Source organism: Methylobacterium sp. BE186, from assembly GCF_031457035.1.
Classification (GTDB): Bacteria; Pseudomonadota; Alphaproteobacteria; order Rhizobiales; family Beijerinckiaceae; genus Methylobacterium; species Methylobacterium segetis.
The window spans coordinates 182,400-202,436 of sequence record NZ_JAVDVV010000007.1 but is presented as its reverse complement, the minus strand read 5'-3'; the positions used below and the strand labels follow the sequence as shown (position 1 = coordinate 202,436).

The following is a 20,037-nucleotide window of genomic DNA, read 5'->3' as shown; positions in this document are numbered from 1 at the left end:
AAAGGTCAGCGCGGCAGTAGCCACCCGATAAGGCCGCCAGGGCGAGGCCCATCGGGCGCGGTCGTCACAGGCGGGCTCGGCGCAGGGTCGGGCTCGCCATTGTGCAGGCCCGTCCGCTCAGCGAGGACGCGAGCGTTGACGACGCCCTTCGCCAAGAGAGCGTTATAGAGGTTGAAGCCGATCACGAGGACCGGCAGCAGCCACGGCGGCATGAACGGCAGCACGAGGTTGAACGGGAAGGGCAGATCCGGCGTCGCCCCGTTCCAATTCTGGGCCATGTAGACGAACACCCCGCCGATGCTCAGCAGGACCGACCACACGGAGGACCACTGGATGCGGTTGCCGCCAATCGCGATCGTGGAGCCCTGCGCGCGGAGATCCGCCGCCGTCGTCTTGGCGCGGGCCGGGTCGGGCTTGAAGGCGTTGGCGTCATCGAACAGCGCGGCGCGGGTCTGCGGCCCCCAATGCCCGTCCGTCGAGATGCCGGCCTGAAGCTGCAGGGCCTTGATGGCGGCTTCGGTGCGAATGCCCCACTTACCGTCCACTTTTCCAACAATGAAGAAACCCAAATCCCGGAGCCGCTTCTGGATCATCTCCACTTCGGGCTTGAGCAGCACGTCCTCAGCCCACTTGCCGGCAGGGATCGGCGCCATGCGGTCGGATGCCGGCTTGGGCTTGGCGGGCTTTGCCCCCTCGCCCACGCGAGCCCGATCGGTGCTGCGAGCCTTGGGCAGCGCGGCGCTGTAGGGCGTGAGGAACTGATCGCGTTCTGCGGTGCGCCGAGAGACGATCTCAGGCGGCTTGCGCCACTGCATGATCGCCTCCGCGCACCCCGCCCGATCGCCCGCGTTGAGGCGCTTGACGAAGGTGGAGCGGGAGAACGCACCCGGCCCGATGTTGTAGCAGATGGACACGAGGGCATCGCGCTCGTTCTCTGACAGCGGCACCTTCACAGCCTTGTCCACTGCGGCCTCATATTGCGCGAGGTCGCGGGCGAAGATGCTCAGTGCCTCCGCTTCCGTGATGGACAGGCCCGGCGTCACCTTGGGCGCTCCCGCTGCCGAGGTGTGCCCAACGCCGATGGTCCAGACGCCGACGCTATCCTTGTAGGCGGTCGTCTTCAGGGCCTCGCGCGCGACCAGCGCAGCGGTGCCGATGGCGCTCAGTGCCATGTGTAGTCCCTCAGTAAGGCGATGAGAGCGAGCAGGATGCCGCCGACGAAGAAGACGATGCCGATCAGGAGCACGAACAGCCCGGCGCCCTGCTCGCCTACCGTCTCGCCGCGCTCAGACAGGTAGCCGCCCGTGGTCACGAGAAAGAGGCTCGCCGTCATGAAGGCGACGGCGCCCCAAAGCGCGGTCATCCGACGTACACGACATCAAGCATGACGGCGTGACGGGTCGCGAAGGCACCCGCCGAGGTGACGAGCTTGGTGCTCACGGCCTGACCGGCCGTAAAGGGCACGAAACAGGTGGCGCTTCCGCTGAAGGCGCTTGCTCCGCTAGCCGTGATGACCGTAGCCGTATCCACGCCCCCGATGCGCAGCGTGTAGGTGAAGCTCTGCGATGCGCCGGGCGCGTCCGTCGTCACCGTGCGAACGCCCATCACGTAGCCGGCACGGGGCGGGAGGAATGCTAGATCCCCTGCCGACGACGGCAGCGCGCCAGCCGGGCCGAAGAACGTCGTGGACCCGGCCGCGACAGGCGCCGATGCGCCGGACGTGAGCGGAGTGCTGTCCTTCCAGTTCACGGTGCCTTGGGCGAGGAAATTGTAGCTGGGTCCGAACCACTGGCGCGCGTCGATCGAGATTGAAGACGCCGCATCAAGGAAGAAGGCGAGGCCGGTTCCACCCGCGTACGTGTCCGCCGCGGGCGTCCAAGAGGTGTACCAATTCGCTGGCGCCTTGACGTTGGTGCTGGCGATGATGTCCGCGCAGGACGGGGCGTAGCCGAGGAACTTCGGCAGCGTGACATAATCGCAGTTCTCTATGCGGCAGGTCGTAAACTGGCATGTGTCGGAGACGACATCCGTGAGGTCGAGGATCGTCATCTGACGGGCAAAAACGCCGTGCTGGAACGCGATGCTCAAAACGTTTTCGTGGATGTACGTCGAATGCTCGATGGTCCACCCGGTTTGATCGTAGAGCAGGCCAACGGCGCCGGTCTGATAGTAGAAGATTTCGACCAGAGCGCCATTGGCCGGAGCGGTGTTGAATGTAACCTGCGTCGGGCTCGTGAGCGTGTAATCGGTCGTCAGAGCCTTCAAGACCCCGTTCACGTAAACCGTCACGTCCCGCTTGAGGTAAATCGGGTTTGCGCCAAGCGGGTAGTTCGTCGTCGTCCCGTTCCCGGTGAACGTCAGTTTAGGAGTAGATCCACCCCATAGCTGGACCTGATTTAGGAAAACGTTGTGCGTATTGCGCCCAAGGGACAGGGCGACATACTTGCAGCCGTCCACCGTGACGTTTGACAAGAAGCTTTTATTCGTGTCGGTTGCCAGATTGGACGTTACGATACCGAAGGCGCAGTTGACGATGTGCGCGCTATCGACAAGCGCGTAGATTGCATCTCGGATGCTGACGAGCCCGAAGCTCGCGAAAACATCGGCCCCGGTCGCCGCCCCGGAGGGAAGCCCGACCCGAAGGGTAATGACGTTCCCGGCGACAGACAGGATCTCGGACGGGTGCCACCGGCCGGTGGCAAGGCGCACGATGAGGGTCTGTCCCGCCTGGAAGCCCGTCGCGTTCTGGACCGCCAGCGTGTTCGCGCTCGCCGGGGCCGTGAGTTGCGACGCCTTCACCGCCCCGTCGTTGTCCTGAGAGACGAGACCGCGGACGATTGGGCGGTAGCCCGTCAGGCGGATCATCCAGTCGGCGCCCGGCGCCGGGTTGACGATCGCGCCCGAGCAATCAAGGACGCGCTGCCCTGGAACGACGATGTTCTTCGCGGTATAGGTCTTACCCTTCTTCAGGACGACATTTGCCGACGCCGCAAGGGCACGATTGATGGATGGGCCGTCGTCCGTGTCGCCGACCTGATAGAACTGCTCCGGATAGACAGGGAGGCGCTTGAGCGCGGCGGCTACATTGTCCTGAACGGCGCCAGTGCCATCCTGGAAAAAAGTGGTGACGCCGGCAACTTCGGATAGCGGCACGTCCTGCGGCTGCGCGGACGCGTTCGTAGAATTGCCCTTCAGCGTGAGCGCCGGGGCTGCAGCGAGCTTCACATTGCCGACACCGCCGTCCGCGGGGTTGCTGGTCGGCAGATTGCTGAAGTCGATCGCCTGGAACTCGCCCGTGACCGCATCCTGCACCGCGACGAGGCCGGCAGAGGGCGGGCTTTCCGAAGTCTGTAGCGCACGGTATTCCAGCCGAGCGCGGGTCGTGAGCCCGAGCTTATCGACATGGATGCCGGCGCCGTCGCGCTGGTCAGCCGGGTAGGTGCCAAGCGGCGTTCCCCCGAGACGATTGCTCATCCGTGGTTCCTCAAGTCAGCGATGTATGGAGGCCCGTGGTCGGGCTAGGCGGCCTCGTAGATGGCCGTGAAGATCAGGCGCGCCCCGTTTGAACCTGGGTGCGTGCCGTCATAGAAGTAGACGAAGACCTGCGATGCGTTGACCGTCCCACCCAGAGACTTGCCGGTGCTGGCGGCTTCCCGACCAGAAATCGCGGAAAGACTGCTCGTCAGGGCGGCAACGGGCAGCGTAACGACGATGCCGTTGCCGGCGGTGCCGTTCGTCGTGATCGTCACGTCACAGAGCAGGAAAACGATTTTGCCAAGTTGCTGATAGCGACCGGACACGGTCCCCAGCGTCGTGAGCGTGCCGGTCGTTGCCGTGACGGTCGGCGTATAGGTCGTCCAGGCCCCACCGGAGATGTTTGAGATTGAGGGCTGCGCGAACGTCAGAGCGCCCGTGCTGGTGCTGATGCCGGTGACGAACTGATTGGCCGCCCCGGCATTCGCCTGCACCCCGCCCTTGGTCGTCGTCGTGGGATTGGGGAGCTGCGCGGCCGAGGCGGTCCCGGAGATGTCCGTAAAGGCTGGCTGCGCGAAGGTAAGCGCGCCCGTTGCCGTTGAGATCCCCGTTACGAACTGACTTGCCGCGCCGGCGTTCGCCTGAACGCCCCCCTTAGCGCTCGTGGTCGGGTTGGGGAGTTGTGCCGCCGAAGCCGTGCCCGAAATGTCCGTGAACGTCGGCTGCGCGGAAGCCGGGACGCCGGCCGTGCTGATGGCTGTCAGGAACTGGCTTGCGACGGCCGTTTTCGCCTGCACACCGCCGAGGGTCGTCGTGGTCGGGGCTGGCAGCCGGGCGGCAGGGACCGTTCCCGTCGTCAGGTCGGAGGCTGAGCCCGAGGTCGCAATCGCCGCTAGCGTCGGCGCGGTGTAGCTGAGGACGCCCGTCGTGCTGTTGTAGGCGAGCGAACCCGTCGCGCTGATGGACGCGCGAGCACGGGCCTGCGTAAAGTAGAGGTTCGTCGTCCCCTCGGTCAGCCCGTCCGTCGTGCTCGGGATGGTGGGCTTGCCGAGAAGGTCCGCGTACTGGCCCGTGGTTGCCACCGTGGCGAGGGTCGGGGCGGTATAGGAGAGGACGCCGGTCGTGGCGTTATAGGCCAACGAGCCGGTGGCCGAGATGGACGCACGCGCCCGGCTCTGCGTGAAGTAGAGGTTGCTCGTGCCTTCGGGCAGGGCATCCGTGCTGGCAGGGCCAGAGCCGCCGCCTGCGGGCGTGGCATAGGTGATAACGCCATCCGTGCCGATCCCGGTGGCGAACTGCCCCACGCCGGCCGTGGAGGACTTCACCCCGCCGAGCGTCGTGCTGGTCGGCAAGGGCAGTCGGGCCGCCAGCAGGGTGCCCGTGGACAGATCCGAGGCAGAGCCTGACGTGGCAACCGCCGCAAAGGTCGGCTTGCCCGTCAGATCCGCGTAGGCGCCGCTGAATAGCGCGGGCTTGCCGGTCAGGTCGGCATACGCTCCGCTAAAGAGGGCTGGCTTCCCTGTGAGGTCCGCGTAGGAGCCGCTGAACAGGGTGGGGCGCCCAATCAGATCGGCATACTGCCCGCTTGTCGCAACCGTGGCGAGGGTCGGAAGGCTGCCGCCCCCGCTGCCGATGCCGGCGACAAGGGCTTGATATTCCTCCGGCGTGATCAGCCGAGAGATGCGAAGCGTCCCGCTCGTCGTACGCGTGAACAGCAGGCCATCGGCTTCTTGGATGCCCAGCACGGCCTCATCGTCGGCCGCCATCTGCGTGGGCACACGGCCCGAGATCCGAGACCGATAGACCTTGTACGGGTCGGCCATCAGAACTCTTCCACGACGATGGTCTGCGGAGAAGTCGGCGGGGCGACGTTGCCGACGTAGCCCTCACCACCGGCCGGGCTGCTGTCGATCACGAACTCGAAACTCCCGATCTCGCCCGTGTCGTCGCCAATCAGCGCGCCGAGGCTGGCGAAGTAGGCGCCGGGGCGAAGCTGCAGCATCTCGGCGCGCGGAATGCGCCATGCCAGGACGAGCGACTTGTCGGTCGTTACGGGAGCGAGCCGCCCCGTGCCGTCCATGCTGTTCGTGCTGATAACGGCGCGGCAGTTGCGGCCGAGGATGCGCCCATAGTCGCGCACCCAGCCGGCGCCATTCATGGCCCAGACAGTGAAGGTGTAGACGGCGGCCGAGGGGTCCGTGACGCCATCGGCGCTGAACACCTCGAAGGTGTCGTTCCAGTCGCTGCGGCGGGAGACGGGGCCGCGCTGTAGGGTCAGCATGGGCGCCTCACAGCTTCACGTAGGTCGTGACAAGGATGAAGGGCACAAGCGTGCTGAACGCGGCGCCAGAGCCCGTAGCGGTTGCAGACGCCGTGATGTTGTGCGCGTGGTTGCCGACCGAACTTGTCGTGAAGGTGTGGCTGTGCGCGACGCTATCGCGGGTCTGGCCTGTGGCCCCGCCACCGTCGCCGACGCCGCTCGCGCGTGTCGTGCCGCCGGGCGCGGAGGTGCTGTCAAGCGAGTAGTCGATGGCGTGACGGTGAACGCCGCCCGCATCCGTCACGCCCGTGTGATTGTGAGCGCCCTGCGCATCCATGAACGCACTGATCGTGTGCGAGTGGCTGGGCATCTCGTTGAGCGTGATCTGCGACACGGGCGAGCCGCCATAGGCGCCGAGCGTCGTTGCCGTCCCGAAGGAGAACAGGCCGCCGAACAGGCGACCCGAGGGCAAGTTGCCCATGTCCTCAAGCGAGACACGGAAGCGGCCTCGCGCGTCGGGCAGGGTGATTGTCTTGCCGGCCTGCCAGTCGCTCTCGGCGTTCGGGCCGCGCCCGCCGCTGACCGCTAGGTTCCCATCGCGCGTCCAAAGATGCACGAACAGGTCGTGGCAATCGTCGTTGGCGCGTTCGGATGCGGACGACGCCGACGAGCCGATCGTGCGCCCGTTGAACCGCACCCAGCCCTGATGCGTGCCGACATCGTAGCGGTCTTTGATGTCGCCGGTCTGAAAACGGGTCGTCGGGTCGTCGGCGCCACCGCCGCCGCCACCGCCCGATACGGTAATGATCTGCACATCCTCGATCTGATCTAGGACCATGCCGGACGCGTCGGTGATGCGGACGCGATACAACCCGTCTTCCACGTACACGGTCGGGAAGGTGCCGTTGGCACGCGCCGGAACCGGGTAGGCTTGCCGCGTGGACAAGCCGGGCTCATTGTAGGTAGCCACCGGCTGCGTTGTGTTGGCGAGGAAGACGGAGAGACGCGCGTTCATCACGCGGTTTCCGGCTTGATCGTAGGCCGATGTCTGGATCGGGAGTAACAGCCCCATTGGGGTGGGTCTCCACGCGAAAAAGGCCGCCTGTGAGGGCAGCCGGGAGGGTTGATGCGGTTTGTTTGGATGGCGGTTCAGGCCGCCCTGATCGTCGGCCTTTCAGCGGCGATGTATCAGGAGCCCGAACTGCGGAAGAACTTCGGTGCGATGGTGCTGATGAACGTCGTTATCGTGGCGTTCGGAACGGCGCTTGCCGTGAACCTATGGGACTGGCTGCGCCGACCGAGATCCGCTCGCCGCCTGCTCGCCGAGAAACGTAAGGCGCAACGCCAATCCGAGCGCGCGATTGCTGCCGACCGGCGTCCCGGCGAGTTGTTCGAGGAGCGGGCGCGCCGCTGGTTCCGTCAGGATGGACGCAATCTCTGACATGTTGTTGCCGAGGCGGTAGCGCGCGACCCGATCGCTTAGGGCTCGCTTCAAGTTCAGGCCGCCCTGCACAGCCGTGCCGACCGCCTGACCCACCGCGCCCGACGCCTGCCGCGCGTCCTGCTGGATTGCCTGATTGAACGCCGTATCCGACCCCTTGGGCGGGCGGTATCCGGTCGCCTCGAAAATCTCCATCAGCCGATCGAAAGCGGTCGCCCGCGCCTGCCCGCCCGGCAACTGCGTGAGCATGGCGCGGATGTTGTTGCGATCCGCCTCATTCCCATACAGCGACTTGCGGGCTGCGGCGCCTGCGTTCGGGTTTCCGCCCGCCTGAAGGTCGGCCATCGCTCGCTCAAATTTGTCGGCGATGTAGTCTCGCGCGATGGTCTGCGCGGCGCGAGGGTCCTGTCGCACGAGGCGACGGGCTGCCTGCTGCACAACGGCGTCGTAACGGTCGCCCTGGCCCGCTCCTGCCAGCGCCCGCCCCATATTCGCAGAGGCGCCCTCGCTCTCCGGGGCAATGCGCTGAGCGATGCTCCCAAGCGGCCCTTGCTCGGCCGGCGTAACGACGCTCTCCGTGATGTCGGCATACCGCCGCCGGCCGGCCGCCAGATCGGGGCTGTTGGCGACAAGCGTGTCGTTGAGAGAACCAACGCCGCGGTTCGTCAGGCGCCCCGCCTGCCTCTCCGTTGCTGAAATCCCGATAGCGGCGGTGTCGGCCGTGCCGTAGGCGTCGCGCGTGGCCTTCGCAACCGCGTCAAGCTCGCCAACGTTCGTATATGGGCGCTCAGGCACGGCCGGGATCTCCGGGGTGCCGGGCCTCGTCTCATAGCGGATGATTTGCCCGTTCGGCCCCATAACCGGCGTGCGCGTGCCAGGGACGGACGGAACCGCTGCCTGTCCCGGTTCCTCAATCAGACGAGCGCGGAGGTCTCGCAAGCCCGCGACTAGCTCCGGGTTGTTCGCATTGGCCGCGATATCCTGATCAATGCCTGCAATGACCGCCCGCATGTCGGCTTCGGGCACGACATCATTCGCGGCCCGTGCATAGGGCTCGCGAACCTGATCCGTGCGATAGGCCCGAAGGTCGCCCAAGGCGCCCTCTGCCGCGTCCTGCGCGCGTTGGGCGGCCTGATCCGCTGGATAGGGATTAGGGGCGATGCGATCGGTCTCGCCACGCGCAGCGGCCCGCACTTCCTGCGCTCGCCCCGCCGTGATGTCGGCCAGAGGCGCAGCCCCCTCCCCGCCGCTATTCTCGGCCACGCGCCGGATCTGAGAGAGGCGAGCCGCCCGCCCGTTCGTGACTTGGTTCAGGGCCTCATCAAGCGTCAGACGCACCGGATCGGGCCGCCGAGCGGCATCGTCAATCAGGGCGTAGGCTTGTCGCAACTCGCCCTGCGTGATCCGCGCGGACTGCAGGGCTTCGGCCGTCAACGCATTGGCGCCGCGCGGCACTTCGGCGAGCGCCGTGCCTACGCCCCCGACGAGGCCGCCGACGACACGAGCCGCCGTGCCGTACTCAGGCGCGATCTGGTCTGCGATCTGGCCAGAACCCTCGCTGGTGACGGTAGGGACAGCCACGCGGGCGACACGCTGGCCGACAGAGCCGGGCGTGAGGCCGCCCGCGGCGAACTCGCCGGCCACGTTGGCGAACTTGCCTGCCGTGGTCTGCGGCTCATACAGCTTGCCGCCGTAGGTGCTCTCAATGAGGTTCGTTACGCCCTGCGGGGTCGGCAGGGAGATGTTGAAGGGGCCAGCCGCACGGATCGCCTCATCGCGCGCTGCGGTCTCCTCCGCGCTGGGGGCATCAAAGGTGCCCTTCGTCGCATAGTTGCGAATACGACCTGCCGTCTGTCGGGCAAGGAAGCTCATGCCCTCCTGCGCGGCGCCAGGAAGGCCAACGATGCCCGCTACACCGCGAGCCACGCCGGCCGGGAGCGACTGCGCAACGTCATAGGCCGTGCTAGGCGGCGCCTGCTTCTGCTGCCCGCCCGAAAACCCACGGAAGGCCGACAGGGCTGCGCGCTCATCCGGGGCATCCAGTTCGTAGGACGCCCCGTCAGGGCCGGTCAGTTCAAAAGTCGGCATCAGCGAACCCGCTTGATGGTCACGCCGTCGATGACGGTCGAAGCGCCGACGCTGAGGCCGTTGGTCGGGGCCTCGCGGCGGGTGTCGGTGGTCGGCTCAGCCTTGCCCAGCCGTCCGGCCTGCTGAAGCTGCCGCATGCCTGAGGCGAAGCCGGTCTGAACGCTCGGAAGCGCCTTCAGACGCTTAAGCGCCTCCTGCTGCGTGATCCCGCCCTCTTGGTTCGGGCCGAGAAGCGCGGCGTCCGCGATCTCGCCACGGGCCTGCCGATCCTTCGCGACCGCCTCAAGGGTGTCGATGATCAGCTTGTTGCCCTCAGGCGTGTTGATGAGGCGGGGCAGCGACCCTTTGAACATGCGAGCGTCAAAGTCGGAGGTCGCGCCCGCGCCGGGGATGCGCTGCTGAGGCGTCAGACGGTCAAGAAGCGCGTTGTACGCCTCGACCTTGCCCGAGCCCTCCGTCTTGATGCCGTATTCGCCCAAGCGGGCCTGCACGGCGGCTAGCGCGCCTGTGTTGATCTGATCGCCGAGCGCACGCAACTCCCCCAAGAGCGGAAGATCCGCCTGCCCCTGCGCGCCCTGCTCTCCGATCGCCTTGAACCGCTCTGTAAGCACCGTGGAGCCGGCCGCGTCGGTCTTCTCCTGCGGAGTGATGCCCATCTGCCCGGAGCCGGGGAACAGCAACTTGCCGTCCCGATCCAGTTGCGCCGGGCCGCGATAGCTCGCCGGCACACCTGCCGCCGCGCGCTCCTCAGGGGTCAGGAGATTGCGAACCGCGTTGTCGGCGCCGGGCGCCACAAGGCGCGTTTCACCCGTCTGCGGATTGAAGCTGAGTGTCCGGCCTTGATCGTCCTTCACGGTCTGAAGGTTCGGGGCCTTCGGCAGCCCGATCGGTTCGGCCGTCCCGCTCTTGCTCGTGCGGATCAGTTGGCCGTCAACGACCTGAAACCCGTATTCCTGCGGAGCAGTGAGGCGCTGAATGATCGCCTGCGCCTGCGGGGCCGTAACCGGGTTGCCGAGCATCGCGCGAAGCTGCTGCGCCTGCTGAGCACTGATCCGAGGTTGAGCCTGCGTCGGCGCCGCGCCGCTGAGGCCCTGCGCGCCACTGGCGATGGCAGGCGACACGACAGAGCCCGGCGCGTCGGATTGACCCTGCGGGATCTGGAAGCCTGCCGCTTGCGCGCCGGGCATCGGCATGTCGGCAGAAGGCGCCGGCAGCCCCTTGGCGACCGCAAGGACCTTCGCGCCGTACTGCGGATCGGTGGCATAGCCGGACGCCTGCAGGGCCTGAGCCTGCCCTTCAAGCCCCTGTGCGCCCTTCAGGCTGCCGTATCGAGGGTTCTTGTTAATGAAGTCGGCGTATCCCGCCGCGCTCGCGGCCATGCTCGGGAACGCGCGGAAACTGTCGCTGATGCGAACCGGGCTGCCGTTGACAACCTCCGTGGTCGCCATCGTGTTGCCGCCCGGCGCGCCGTGTGACTTGATCCCGAAATAGTTGTTGCCAGGAGCGGACTTGCCCCACCCCGTCTCAATTGCCGACTGCGCGATGATGATGCGAGGGTCAATGCCCGTCGCCTTCGACGCCTCAATCGCATGCGGCATCATCGCCGACACGAAATCCGCATTCGATCCCGCGAGCTTCTTGGACGATGACGGGTTCGCACCGCTCAAGCCGACGAACGTAGGAACGGCCGGGGTCTGTGGCGCGCCCGTCTGGGACGCGTATGCCTGCCCGATGGTGGACAGAGTAGGAGCCGGCGTGGCGCCGACGAGCCCGTCAAGCTGATTGCCCCAAATTTGGCGCGCTTCCTGAAGATTGCGCTCGTCGGCGATAGACTGCCCAAGCTCGGCCAGATAGCCGCCGAGGTTCGTGCGCGGGACGAGAGATACGGTCATCGGTACCCCTTAGGCGAACAGCTTTGCGAAGCCGCTGATGCCGCCGGCCTTGCTAAAGCCCGTGAAGGCACCCCCGAGCGTATCCAACAGGTTAGAACTCGCCTGCGACTGCGAGGCCGCTAGCGTGTTGTTGTTCTCCATGAGGGACTTACCCAAGCCGGTTTGCACGTTGGCAAGGGATTGACCCTGCTGTCCCAAAAGGTTCGCGGCCTGCCCGTAGATGTTGCCGAGGCCGATCCCGAGGCCCGTTCCAAGCCCGCTCAGTCCGTTGCCGTAGGCTTGCGAAGCCGCGCCCTGGCCCGTGATGCCTGCCGCCTGTCCCGCAATCCCCGTCGCATAGCTGTTCGCCGCGTTGCCGAGGTTGCTCGTGTACTGCTGGAACGACTGATCGGCGAGGCCCTGAGAGAACTTCAGGAGGTCGGCCGTCGTGTTCCCGCCCGCGAGGTTGCCGCGAGACGCAGCAAGGCGCTGGATCGTGTCCAACCCCTGCTGCTGCTGGAACTCATAGCCGGGGCCGGCTCGGAACGCCGAGGTCGCGCGGGCCGAGCCCTCCGCACCGTTCGCGCCCGTGGCGTCAAGATACGCGTTGTAGGCGTTGCCGCCGCCCTGAACCATTGGGGCATACAGGCCCTGCAACTGGCCTAGGAAGCCCTGCGTCTGCCCGTACTGGCTGCCAAGGTCGGAGCGTGCGCGGTCGTAGCCCTGGCCTAGCGCCGTCAGGGCGCCGGGGCCGTTCGCATCCGTGAGCGCGTTGACGGCGTTCGTATACCCGCCGTTGATCGCGTTATTGGCCTGTCCAGAGGTGGCCGCGAGCACTGCTTGGTTCTTCCGGGCGGCATTGGAAGCTGCAGCGCCGGTTAGCGCGTCAAAGATGCCCATGTCAGGGGCCTCCTGCGAGTTGGCTCAGGAGCACCATCGCGCGGCGCTTCCACTCATCGTCTCGGTCAAAATACTGCAGCCATGCGGGCGACATGGTGCCATCCGGCCGCATAATCGGCTCTGTGCTCGGAGGCCGGCGTGGCGGATAGGAAAAGTCTACAGGCAGCGCCATTACCCCCGCCTCACGATGACATCAGGCAAATCAGCCCTCTTGAATGCGAAGGACACTGGATCAGAGATCGCGAGACGCAGGCGCAAGCCTTGGTGCTTCGCCCGCCCGAGGCTCGTGACGCCGATTACCCTGGCGTACTGGCCCTGACGGCCGAGAGAGCGGGCTACCGGGACGCTGTAAGCCGCCCCGCCGTTGCCCGACCACGACACAAGCACCTTCGGGTCGGTCTCAATCGGGTCAGTGCCCTCCTCACGCCCCTGTCCGGTTGAGAAGTGCAGGCGAAGGCGTCCAAGGCGTGCCGTTGCCGGCGCCGTCGCCAGATAACCCTCCATGACGCACACAAGCGGGTCGTCGCCCTCGCGCCTAGCAGGCTCGCTGACGGCCATCAGACGGTCGGATAGGGTATCACCCACGATCCAGCGCCCGAAGGCGTTGACGCTCGTCTGAGCGCGCCAGCGAGAAAGCCCGTAGCTCTCCCGCTCGAACCATTCCCCGACGTTGACGTGATACTCCCACGTCCAGTCAGGTCCGCTGAGGCTCAGAACCGAGTTGCCCCCGAAAGTGTACACGCAGGCTGTGAGGGCGTTGCGATTGCTGACGCTAGCGATGGATCGCTCCACAGCGCGGGTTGAGATGGGCGTTGGGGTGTAGCCGTCCCATCGGCGCACCGTGCCATCGGAGGCGACCATGAACCATGCTTTGTCCCATCCGTCCTCGAAACCGGCGACGGCGTGAGATCCGAACAGGCCGGTATCGACAACCTCAGAACGGGCAAGCGGGAAGGGAGTAGATCCAACATCGTCCCAGAACTCCGTAGAGGTCGGACCAAGGGCGATGAACTGGCGCCCCTTCACGATGCCGCGCAGAAGGCCGTCCGGCTTGGCCTCAGCCTTCGCGGTGGCGAGCGTGTTGATGTCGGTGGAGTTGAGGCCCGAGGCGATGATCGTCCCGTCGCCCTTGGTGAAGTAGAACGAGCCGTTGAGAAACGACACGCTATTGACGCTGCCGAGGTCTGGGTCTGGGTAGTCGGAGACCGTCGTCCCATCCGTCGTGAAGGCGTTGCCGTCAGCCACGAACACCACGTCTGGCGTCGGCTGCCGGTTATTGCGGGCCGCCGTGATCAGATCGTCGCCCGGCAGAGCGCCAACCGTCGTGGCAGGCCCGTTCAAGCCCGTCAGGCTGACCAGGGAGCCCGACACGGCCCAATACAGGGTGTTGCCGACGAGAAGCCCGCCTCGAGGACCAGAGCCCACCACGGCGCCCGCCACAAGACCCGGCACAGCGCCGTAAACGATCTCGTCGCCGTCCTTGAAGGCGTAGGTGTTGACCAGCCGCCCCTTGCCCTCGCCAGGACGAGCGCCCGGCGTGGATGAAGTCGGAAACGGGACGCTAACCAAGGCGAGGTTCGCCGTCATAGTATGGCGACGAGTGAGCGCCGAAAGCCTCTAGATGAGCGGCGACGTAGGCTTCTTTAGCCTGCCAATGCCACTCATAGGTGCCGAGGTTGCGGCGCCTCCCCTTCACGTTGATGTAGGCCACCCATTTATCCTTTGTCGGCGACCGACAGACGCCCTTCAGCCCGCTGGTGTTGCGAGTTGGACGGCGCCTATTCGCTTGGTTCTGGGAATTCGTGGCTTCACGCAGGTTTGCGATGGCGTTGTCGGCTTTGTCGCCGTTAACGTGGTCGATGAATGCCACCGGCCACTCCCCGTGCACAAAAAGCCACGCAAGGCGATGGAGCAAATATTCGCGATCCTGAACGCGGACGCGAAGGCATCCGTTGGAGCAGGAACACCCAGCCTTTTCGTTAGGGCGGCACCGGCCTGCATGAACTCGCCAGAAAAAATCACCCGTGGCAGGCTCATATCGCAGCCTTGACATCAGATCGTCGCGGCCAAGGATTGGGCCAATGCCGACCTTGTTTTTGCGAGGCATACAAATCTCCGCTGATGGGCGGAAATTATACCATCAAAGTGGTTTGGCGACCATTAGAAGTAGAGCGCTCGCACGGGCACATCGCTATCGGAGGCGTCCACCATCTGGTGAAACGTCTCCTGCGAAGCCTCGCTCACCGCGGCAAGGGTCTGGTACTCCGCGCTCAGGCTCTCATCCGCCCCGTAGAAGGCGAGGCAGCGGGCAAGCGGGAGGAACCACGCATCCGGCACGATCGGGACGGTATCGCCCACCGTGAGGATGAAGCGCGCATCCACGATACGACGCTCAAACAGCAGTTCGACCACGGGGCCAAGGTCGCCCTTGGCCGCCGTGAAATCCTCAGGCTCGGGGGATTGGCCGGAACCAACCTCCCCCCGAGCCCGCAGAGCGCGAGCGATAAGCTCGGCTTTCGTCTTAGGCATTCTCGGCGCCCGTCACCGCAGCCTCTTCGGCCTTGGCGTCGTCAATCGCCTGCTGCTGAAGCCGAGCGCGCTGCTCAGCATCTGCATCAGCCTTGGCACGCCCGCGGCGAGCTTTCGGGAAGGTTTCCCCGTCCACCTCGTCCGGCTCGTTCTTGCTCTCGAAATGCGGATTGCCCGCAACCTTGAGTGCGAACTTGTCGTCCACCTCGGCCCACTTGCCGGTTTCCAGCGTCACGCCGTAGGCCGTCACGGTGTCGGGCTCGCCCGGCTGAGGAATGTACTTAACCTGCATCAATGCCTCCTCAGTTGGCCGGGAACGGAATGCCCTCAACCTCACGCTTGTTCGCGAAGGTGAGAACGATGGTGGCCTTGCCGGTGGTGGCACCCGTGCCGCCAACTTTCGCGTAGACCACGCGATGGCCCGCGAGCGGGATACCCGTCAGGGCGCCCGAGAGGTTGCCCTTGAAGCCGGTCGTGCCAGGGGCAACGGAGGCCGAAGCCGCGAAGCCCGAGGCGTTGTCGGTGGTGCCGATGTCTAGCGTCGGGGTCGTGCCGTTGAAGGCCGTCTCGATGTAGACATGGACGTAAAGCGGCATGGTGCCGCCTTCCATTGCGCCGATCGGCAGGCCGAGGCCGGTGGTCGCCGCCGCCATGTCGAAGGTCAGCGTGCGGCGAACGTAGCCGATGCCGGTATCCTCAGGATGCCGGACAGAGTTGGTCCAATAATCACCCATGTTCGCGGCTCCTTAGATCGAGGACGCGGCGAAGAAGCCGGTGAAGACACCGCGCTGCTTGCCGTAAACGGTGGTGTCGTTGCCGCCATAGGTCGAGCTATAGACGAGCTTCTTCATGCCCCACTTGCCGATCATGCCGAGACCTTCGACCTGGCCATAATCGTCCTTCTGCTCGCGCGAGGCGTAGCGGGACTTGACCGCCATACCGAGGGCCTCCTGACCGAGCAGGTGCACCGGGTAGACGTTCGTGCCGGCAGCGCCCGCGCCGGTCAGCACGGTCGCATCGTCCATCTCGTGAACGATCACGCCGTCCCACTCGCGATCACCGCCCGAGAACAGCTCCTCGTTCTTCTCGATGATGACCACGCCCGACTGCACGGTCTGGCCGGACTTCTTGAAGTCGCGGAACGGCAGCGGATGGGCGAAGGCGACGAAATACCGGCGGTTCTTGCGCGACTGCACCCGCAGGGGGGTGATGCGCGGAGTGGCCTGCAGCGCCAGCGTCTTCATGTTGGACAGGGCGTCCAGCGTGAAGAGGTCGTTGGTGCTGTCCACGTTGGCGAGCGCCGTCGCCATCGTGGAGGAATAGTTCGTCGTGCTGTTGCCGAAGAGCACGCGATCGGCGTTCGCCGTGACCCACGCATTGCGGTCGGCAGCGGTGGACGTGGCATAGGGAACGTCAGCGTTGGCGCCAACGTCCATGAGGCGATCGATCGCCTCCCACTTCACGTCTTCCTCAGCCCAGGTCTGCAGGGTGCTCTTGGCCGCCTTGCGGAGGTCGATGGCGGCAAGATCGCGATCCAGCTCATGCATGGACACGCCCTTCTTGCGCATCCGCCACATGATCTTGTCGCCGTACTCGCCGAGCACGTCTTCGTGACCGCGCAGGGGCTGGCGGTCGTAGATGGTCCCACGCTTGAAGTTCGTGATGAACTCGAACGTGATGCCGTTGCCGCGCTGGGAGGAGAAATCCTCCTTGACGACGATCGGGTTTGAACGACCCGCGCCCATGTAGGCCGCGAGCGGGTTTGCCTGATAGAACTCGGTGTTAAAGCTGTCGTCCCAAAGGGTAGGCGACAACGCCGAGTTAACGCGGGTTTCGGCCATAGCCGGAGCCTCCTAGGGGCGCCTCAGCGCCCGCCAAAGATTTCTGAGAGTGGCTTCGGCCCCGACGAGGCTGCCGTTCCTCCCCGCGGACCCGCAGAGCGAGCCGTGGCGAAGTTGGAGGGCATGGCCTGAGGAGCGTGAGCCGGCTGCTGTTGAGGAGCGGCCTGTTGCGGCTGGGGCTGGTGGCCCATAGCGGCGAGGCGGCGGGAAACTTCGGCCTCAATGAAGGCGTCAGGGTCGGACCCTACACGCTGCAAGGTGGCCTGCTGCTTGTGCCATTGGACGAGCGCCCCGTAAGGGTGCGGGTCGGCCATGATGCGCTGATAGTCGAACCGGGTTCCGTTCGGATTTGAGCGGACCCGCTGCTCAAGCTCGGCCTGTGCGGCTTGCACCGCCTCAGCGCCGTACTTCTCGACGGCCAGCATCTGAGAGAACCCCTCGCGCTGCGCCTGCAACTGCGTCTGCAGCGGGTCTACCGCCTGCCGAACGTTGTGCTGAAAGGCAGCGTCGGGGTCTTGGAACCAATCTGGCGGGGCTTCCTGCTTCTGCGGCTGCGAGGGCTGCCGCATGAGCCCGATCAACTGCTGGATCTGCTGCTGCTGATCGTTGAAGCGGGCTTCCAGGGTCGTGTACTTCTCCCGGTAGCCCTTGGCCTCCTCTCGCACCGCATGGAGGGCCGAGTGCGGCACCCATCCGTTACGCTCGGAACCCTGTTCTCCCCCTTCAGGCTGTGGCTGCCCCTCGCCTTCGTTCGGCTGCTGCTGCCCACCGGCAAAGCGTCCGCCCTCGTCGCGAGGCTGCCCACCCTCGGGCAAAGCCTGTCCTTCGTCGGCAACGCGCGCGTCAGCGCCCGCGCCGGACAGTTCGTCCAGATCGGTCATGGTGGTTCCTGTTCGTCAGGTTAAAAGCCCGATGCGCCCGGCTTCAGCGTTGGCCCGTTATGGTCGGCCTCACCGTTCAAGCCCGTTGCTTTCGCCCCCGGCTTCGGGATCTCGTTAGGTCGGCGTGTCCTCGCCCGCCATGCAGGCAATCACGCAACCAGCGGCAGAGCCGCCGAACACATCAAACCCCGCCACGGAGGCCAAGAGGTTGATGGCCGGCAACACCTGTTGCCGCTGCCCTCGGATCGTAACGCCCGTCCATTGCCCGGCCGCGTCCTGCGTCCACGAGCCTTTGACGGGAAAGGCGTAGACCGGCCGCCCTCCGTCATCCTCCCATTGGCACCAGATGCCGGGCCGAGTGGCGAAAGGTCGATCAAACTTCCAGACCGCGGAGCCGTTCGCGCCAAGCGTCACGCGCGCCCGCCGAGCGCGAACCTCGTGCGTGTGATCCTCAAGAGCATACCGCGTCGTTTCCGTACCCGTGACGCTCTTGGTCCCCGCCGCGGCCGGCAGCGTCGTTGCGGGCTTCGGCATGATCGCTTGTGCAGCCGCCTCTGCCGCCGCCTGCGCCTCGCTCACAATGCTACGGGGAACGCCGCCCGGTCCCGCCATGTCAGAACGCCATCACCGAGACTGAGCCCCCCTGGGATGCCGCCGCAACGAAAATGGGGCCTGTCATCTTGCCCGCCTCGTCAAAGGTGAAACTCTCACCCACCGGCAGCGGGTGGCCCGTGCCGTAAGCAGCGCCCTTGACCATAACGAGTTCGCAGGCGACCGCACCCACGTTGCGGATCACACGCCGAGCCGTCGTTGGTCCCGACACCAGCACGCCCGTCGTGCCGATCTCATCGGTTTTCTGCACGTCATAGGACGAAGGCATGGCCTACCCAGCGAACGGGATAACGTTGCCGTTGAGTTGCGGCGGCTGGCTGACGGCCTGGAACACGTCCACTTGGCTGCCGACCGCCTCACGGGCTGCTTGGGCCTGCCTGTAAGCGGCATTGGCCGCCTTCTGCGCGGTGTCGGCCTGCTTGTTCTCCATCTCAAGCTGCACAGCCGCTTGCTGCATCGGATCGGGCGGCGGGGGCTGCCGGCTCTCTCTAGCCTGCTGCACCATCCGAAGCGCCTCGCCCTTGTTGCGCAGGTTCGACATGGTGATCCACGCCTCAGCCGGAAGCTGCTGCAGCTCGGGGCTGATCTTGGCGAGTTCCACCATGCCCTGGAACTGCTCGCCTTCGAGCGTCCCAACGTGCGGGGCATCGTCGATGATGATGTCCACGTCGAGATCGGCCACCGAGTTCTGAAGCACGACCTGACCCGTCATTGGGTCCATCGTCGGCTGATTGAGCCCGACCCAACGAAGGTTGCGCTGATCGTCCGTGACGCGGACCCACTCCTCGGCCGTCCAGAACTGACGGATGCGGCGCCAAACCTTCCGGTACACCTCGTGGTCCATGTCGCGCAGGATGTCGAACAACCCTTGCGCCTCGATGCTGCCGCCCTGCTGCTGAGCGAGGATCGACCGGCCTGATGCGGACGAGGCGCCCTTGCCCTGCATCGCAGCGTTCGGGCCAAGCACCGTCATGTCGGCAAGTGCCACGTTCAGCATCTCAAGGTTGCCGGACGTGATGTCGTTGGTGGGCACGACGCCGAAATGCTTCCCGAACTCCTTGCCGGGGCGCATGCTGATATGGCCGTCCGGCTTGGCGAGTTCCTGGCGCATTTGCCGGGTCGTCATGTTGCCGAGAGAGCCTTCCTCGCCGAACGTCTGCCGGGAGTTGATCGCGTGCAGCGCCTTGCTGGCCCGCTTGTTGATCTCGTCCTGAGTGTCGATCATCCCCCGGATTTCGCCGTAAGGGTTGTTCGACCGATCGCGGTAGGCCACGCGCCACGCGAAGCCATGCTCAGGCTGCCCGTCGTCGCCCAGCCACGGCGAGGGACCGGCGTTCAGGATGCCGCCGCCCGTGAACTCACAGAACGACCATACGCCGTCCGCATCGCGGTAATACATCTGCACGACGCGGACGCGATCGCGCTTGCCGCTGCGCCACGTCCACTCGCGGGGCTTGTCGTCGTAGGTGCCGCCGATCTCGCCCGTCAGCACGGTCTCATCGAAGACCTTGCCGGCGTCGTCGCCGTACTGCCTGACGGCCTCCTGTCGATCCATCCAGCGGATCAGGCCCAGATACTCAGCGTCCGAGAAGTCTTGGGCTGCCGAGTGAGGGTCCCAGAACATTCGGTCCCAAGGTGTGCGCTCCACGACGATGCGAGGATTGCGCTCGGGCACGATCTGCCGAACCTGAACCTCGACGCCGCCCCAGCCCGCGTTGGTCACGTCCTTGAAGGCTGCCGAGCGGACCTGATCGAACCGGGCTTGGTCGCACACGAAGCGCAGAGCGTCGGTCGCCGAGTTGGCGTCCTCCTCATGCTGCGGCGTGCGAGGCAGGGCGCGCGGGTCGGTCCGCATACTCTGCTCAAGGCCGAGCAGGTAGTTGACCTTGGCGCGGATCTTGTTGCGGACGATCGGAGGTTGCCCGCGCTTCTTGAGTTCGCGAACCTCCTCCTCGGTCAGTTGCTTGTGGTCGTAATAGTCGATGTCCCGCTCAGCGGCCTCGCGCGTGTAGCGGCTCGCATCCTCGGAGGCGCGGAACTTCTCAACGAGATCGGCGTGCAGGTTGCCCCAATCGGTGGGCTTCGGGTCGCTCACGAAGCCGCCACCGATGGAAGCCGCCAAGGGCTCTACGGACACGGC

At 65.7% G+C, this 20,037-nt stretch carries 19 protein-coding genes; all 19 read right to left on the bottom strand.

The features are described from left to right. Window positions 1–5: 5 nt before the first annotated feature. Window positions 6–1,172, bottom strand: a complete 1,167-nt coding sequence (locus J2X36_RS10575) for a glycoside hydrolase family protein (RefSeq protein ID WP_310349321.1) — start codon at window positions 1,170–1,172, stop codon at window positions 6–8. After that, window positions 1,163–1,363, bottom strand: a complete 201-nt coding sequence (locus J2X36_RS10570; RefSeq protein ID WP_310349319.1) for a hypothetical protein — start codon at window positions 1,361–1,363, stop codon at window positions 1,163–1,165. Before J2X36_RS10570 ends, J2X36_RS10575 begins: the two co-directional genes overlap by 10 nt. Beyond that, complete coding sequence (locus J2X36_RS10565) at window positions 1,360–3,474, bottom strand: hypothetical protein (protein ID WP_310349316.1); 2,115 nt, start codon at window positions 3,472–3,474, stop codon at window positions 1,360–1,362. The genes J2X36_RS10570 and J2X36_RS10565 overlap by 4 nt, the downstream gene beginning before the upstream one ends. Before the next feature lie 44 nt (window positions 3,475–3,518). Next, on the bottom strand, window positions 3,519–5,297 hold the full coding sequence (locus J2X36_RS10560) for a hypothetical protein (RefSeq protein WP_310349314.1): 1,779 nt from the start codon (window positions 5,295–5,297) through the stop codon (window positions 3,519–3,521). Then, complete coding sequence (locus tag J2X36_RS10555) at window positions 5,297–5,755, bottom strand: hypothetical protein (RefSeq protein WP_310349312.1); 459 nt, start codon at window positions 5,753–5,755, stop codon at window positions 5,297–5,299. The genes J2X36_RS10560 and J2X36_RS10555 overlap by 1 nt, the downstream gene beginning before the upstream one ends. 7 nt (window positions 5,756–5,762) lie before the next feature. Further along, window positions 5,763–6,749 (bottom strand): hypothetical protein, encoded by a 987-nt coding sequence (locus J2X36_RS10550; RefSeq protein WP_310349309.1) that lies wholly within the window; start codon window positions 6,747–6,749, stop codon window positions 5,763–5,765. Window positions 6,750–7,010: 261 nt separating this feature from the next. Next, window positions 7,011–9,263, bottom strand: coding sequence for a hypothetical protein (locus tag J2X36_RS10545; RefSeq protein ID WP_310349307.1), 2,253 nt, complete (start codon window positions 9,261–9,263; stop codon window positions 7,011–7,013). Then, complete coding sequence (locus J2X36_RS10540) at window positions 9,263–11,155, bottom strand: glucosaminidase domain-containing protein (RefSeq protein WP_310349305.1); 1,893 nt, start codon at window positions 11,153–11,155, stop codon at window positions 9,263–9,265. Before J2X36_RS10540 ends, J2X36_RS10545 begins: the two co-directional genes overlap by 1 nt. Before the next feature lie 9 nt (window positions 11,156–11,164). Next, the gene (locus J2X36_RS10535) at window positions 11,165–12,034 is read right to left on the bottom strand and encodes a hypothetical protein (protein WP_310349302.1); all 870 of its coding nucleotides are present in this window, start codon (window positions 12,032–12,034) and stop codon (window positions 11,165–11,167) included. A 171-nt stretch (window positions 12,035–12,205) separates the two neighbouring features. Beyond that, complete coding sequence (locus J2X36_RS10530; protein ID WP_310349299.1) at window positions 12,206–13,621, bottom strand: hypothetical protein; 1,416 nt, start codon at window positions 13,619–13,621, stop codon at window positions 12,206–12,208. Then, window positions 13,596–14,087 carry an HNH endonuclease gene (locus J2X36_RS10525; protein WP_310349405.1) on the bottom strand — a complete coding sequence of 164 codons (492 nt, stop codon included), beginning with the start codon at window positions 14,085–14,087 and terminating at the stop codon, window positions 13,596–13,598. Before J2X36_RS10525 ends, J2X36_RS10530 begins: the two co-directional genes overlap by 26 nt. 107 nt (window positions 14,088–14,194) lie before the next feature. Next, on the bottom strand, window positions 14,195–14,446 hold the full coding sequence (locus J2X36_RS10520) for a hypothetical protein (protein ID WP_310349296.1): 252 nt from the start codon (window positions 14,444–14,446) through the stop codon (window positions 14,195–14,197). A 109-nt stretch (window positions 14,447–14,555) separates the two neighbouring features. Then, window positions 14,556–14,855, bottom strand: a complete 300-nt coding sequence (locus J2X36_RS10515; protein WP_310349293.1) for a hypothetical protein — start codon at window positions 14,853–14,855, stop codon at window positions 14,556–14,558. Window positions 14,856–14,865: 10 nt separating this feature from the next. Continuing rightward, on the bottom strand, window positions 14,866–15,297 hold the full coding sequence (locus tag J2X36_RS10510; RefSeq protein ID WP_310349290.1) for a hypothetical protein: 432 nt from the start codon (window positions 15,295–15,297) through the stop codon (window positions 14,866–14,868). 12 nt (window positions 15,298–15,309) lie between these two features. Next, a complete protein-coding gene (locus J2X36_RS10505) occupies window positions 15,310–16,404 on the bottom strand; it encodes a DUF4043 family protein (RefSeq protein ID WP_310349287.1) in 1,095 nt (364 codons plus the stop codon). A 23-nt stretch (window positions 16,405–16,427) separates the two neighbouring features. Next, window positions 16,428–17,285: a hypothetical protein gene (locus tag J2X36_RS10500; protein WP_310349284.1), complete on the bottom strand. Its 858-nt coding sequence runs from the start codon at window positions 17,283–17,285 to the stop codon at window positions 16,428–16,430. Window positions 17,286–17,399: 114 nt separating this feature from the next. Further along, entirely contained in the window at window positions 17,400–17,897 is a 498-nt protein-coding gene (locus J2X36_RS10495) for a hypothetical protein (protein WP_310349281.1), read from the bottom strand. A gap of 1 nt (window position 17,898) precedes the next feature. Then, entirely contained in the window at window positions 17,899–18,165 is a 267-nt protein-coding gene (locus tag J2X36_RS10490; RefSeq protein WP_310349277.1) for a hypothetical protein, read from the bottom strand. 3 nt (window positions 18,166–18,168) lie between these two features. After that, a complete protein-coding gene (locus J2X36_RS10485) occupies window positions 18,169–19,992 on the bottom strand; it encodes a hypothetical protein (RefSeq protein WP_310349273.1) in 1,824 nt (607 codons plus the stop codon). Between the last annotated feature and the right edge of the window lie 45 nt (window positions 19,993–20,037).

Coding starts and splice junctions, on each gene's coding strand:
- J2X36_RS10555 (WP_310349312.1), bottom strand. CDS start 5,755: ATGCTGACCCTACAGCGCGGCCCCGTCTCCCGCCGCAGCGACTGGAAC.
- J2X36_RS10540 (WP_310349305.1), bottom strand. CDS start 11,155: ATGACCGTATCTCTCGTCCCGCGCACGAACCTCGGCGGCTATCTGGCC.
- J2X36_RS10575 (WP_310349321.1), bottom strand. CDS start 1,172: ATGGCACTGAGCGCCATCGGCACCGCTGCGCTGGTCGCGCGCGAGGCC.
- J2X36_RS10565 (WP_310349316.1), bottom strand. CDS start 3,474: ATGAGCAATCGTCTCGGGGGAACGCCGCTTGGCACCTACCCGGCTGAC.
- J2X36_RS10560 (WP_310349314.1), bottom strand. CDS start 5,297: ATGGCCGACCCGTACAAGGTCTATCGGTCTCGGATCTCGGGCCGTGTG.
- J2X36_RS10500 (WP_310349284.1), bottom strand. CDS start 17,285: ATGACCGATCTGGACGAACTGTCCGGCGCGGGCGCTGACGCGCGCGTT.
- J2X36_RS10505 (WP_310349287.1), bottom strand. CDS start 16,404: ATGGCCGAAACCCGCGTTAACTCGGCGTTGTCGCCTACCCTTTGGGAC.
- J2X36_RS10525 (WP_310349405.1), bottom strand. CDS start 14,087: ATGTCAAGGCTGCGATATGAGCCTGCCACGGGTGATTTTTTCTGGCGA.
- J2X36_RS10570 (WP_310349319.1), bottom strand. CDS start 1,363: ATGACCGCGCTTTGGGGCGCCGTCGCCTTCATGACGGCGAGCCTCTTT.
- J2X36_RS10495 (WP_310349281.1), bottom strand. CDS start 17,897: ATGGCGGGACCGGGCGGCGTTCCCCGTAGCATTGTGAGCGAGGCGCAG.
- J2X36_RS10545 (WP_310349307.1), bottom strand. CDS start 9,263: ATGCCGACTTTTGAACTGACCGGCCCTGACGGGGCGTCCTACGAACTG.
- J2X36_RS10530 (WP_310349299.1), bottom strand. CDS start 13,621: ATGACGGCGAACCTCGCCTTGGTTAGCGTCCCGTTTCCGACTTCATCC.
- J2X36_RS10535 (WP_310349302.1), bottom strand. CDS start 12,034: ATGGGCATCTTTGACGCGCTAACCGGCGCTGCAGCTTCCAATGCCGCC.
- J2X36_RS10510 (WP_310349290.1), bottom strand. CDS start 15,297: ATGGGTGATTATTGGACCAACTCTGTCCGGCATCCTGAGGATACCGGC.
- J2X36_RS10515 (WP_310349293.1), bottom strand. CDS start 14,855: ATGCAGGTTAAGTACATTCCTCAGCCGGGCGAGCCCGACACCGTGACG.
- J2X36_RS10490 (WP_310349277.1), bottom strand. CDS start 18,165: ATGCCTTCGTCCTATGACGTGCAGAAAACCGATGAGATCGGCACGACG.
- J2X36_RS10550 (WP_310349309.1), bottom strand. CDS start 6,749: ATGAACGCGCGTCTCTCCGTCTTCCTCGCCAACACAACGCAGCCGGTG.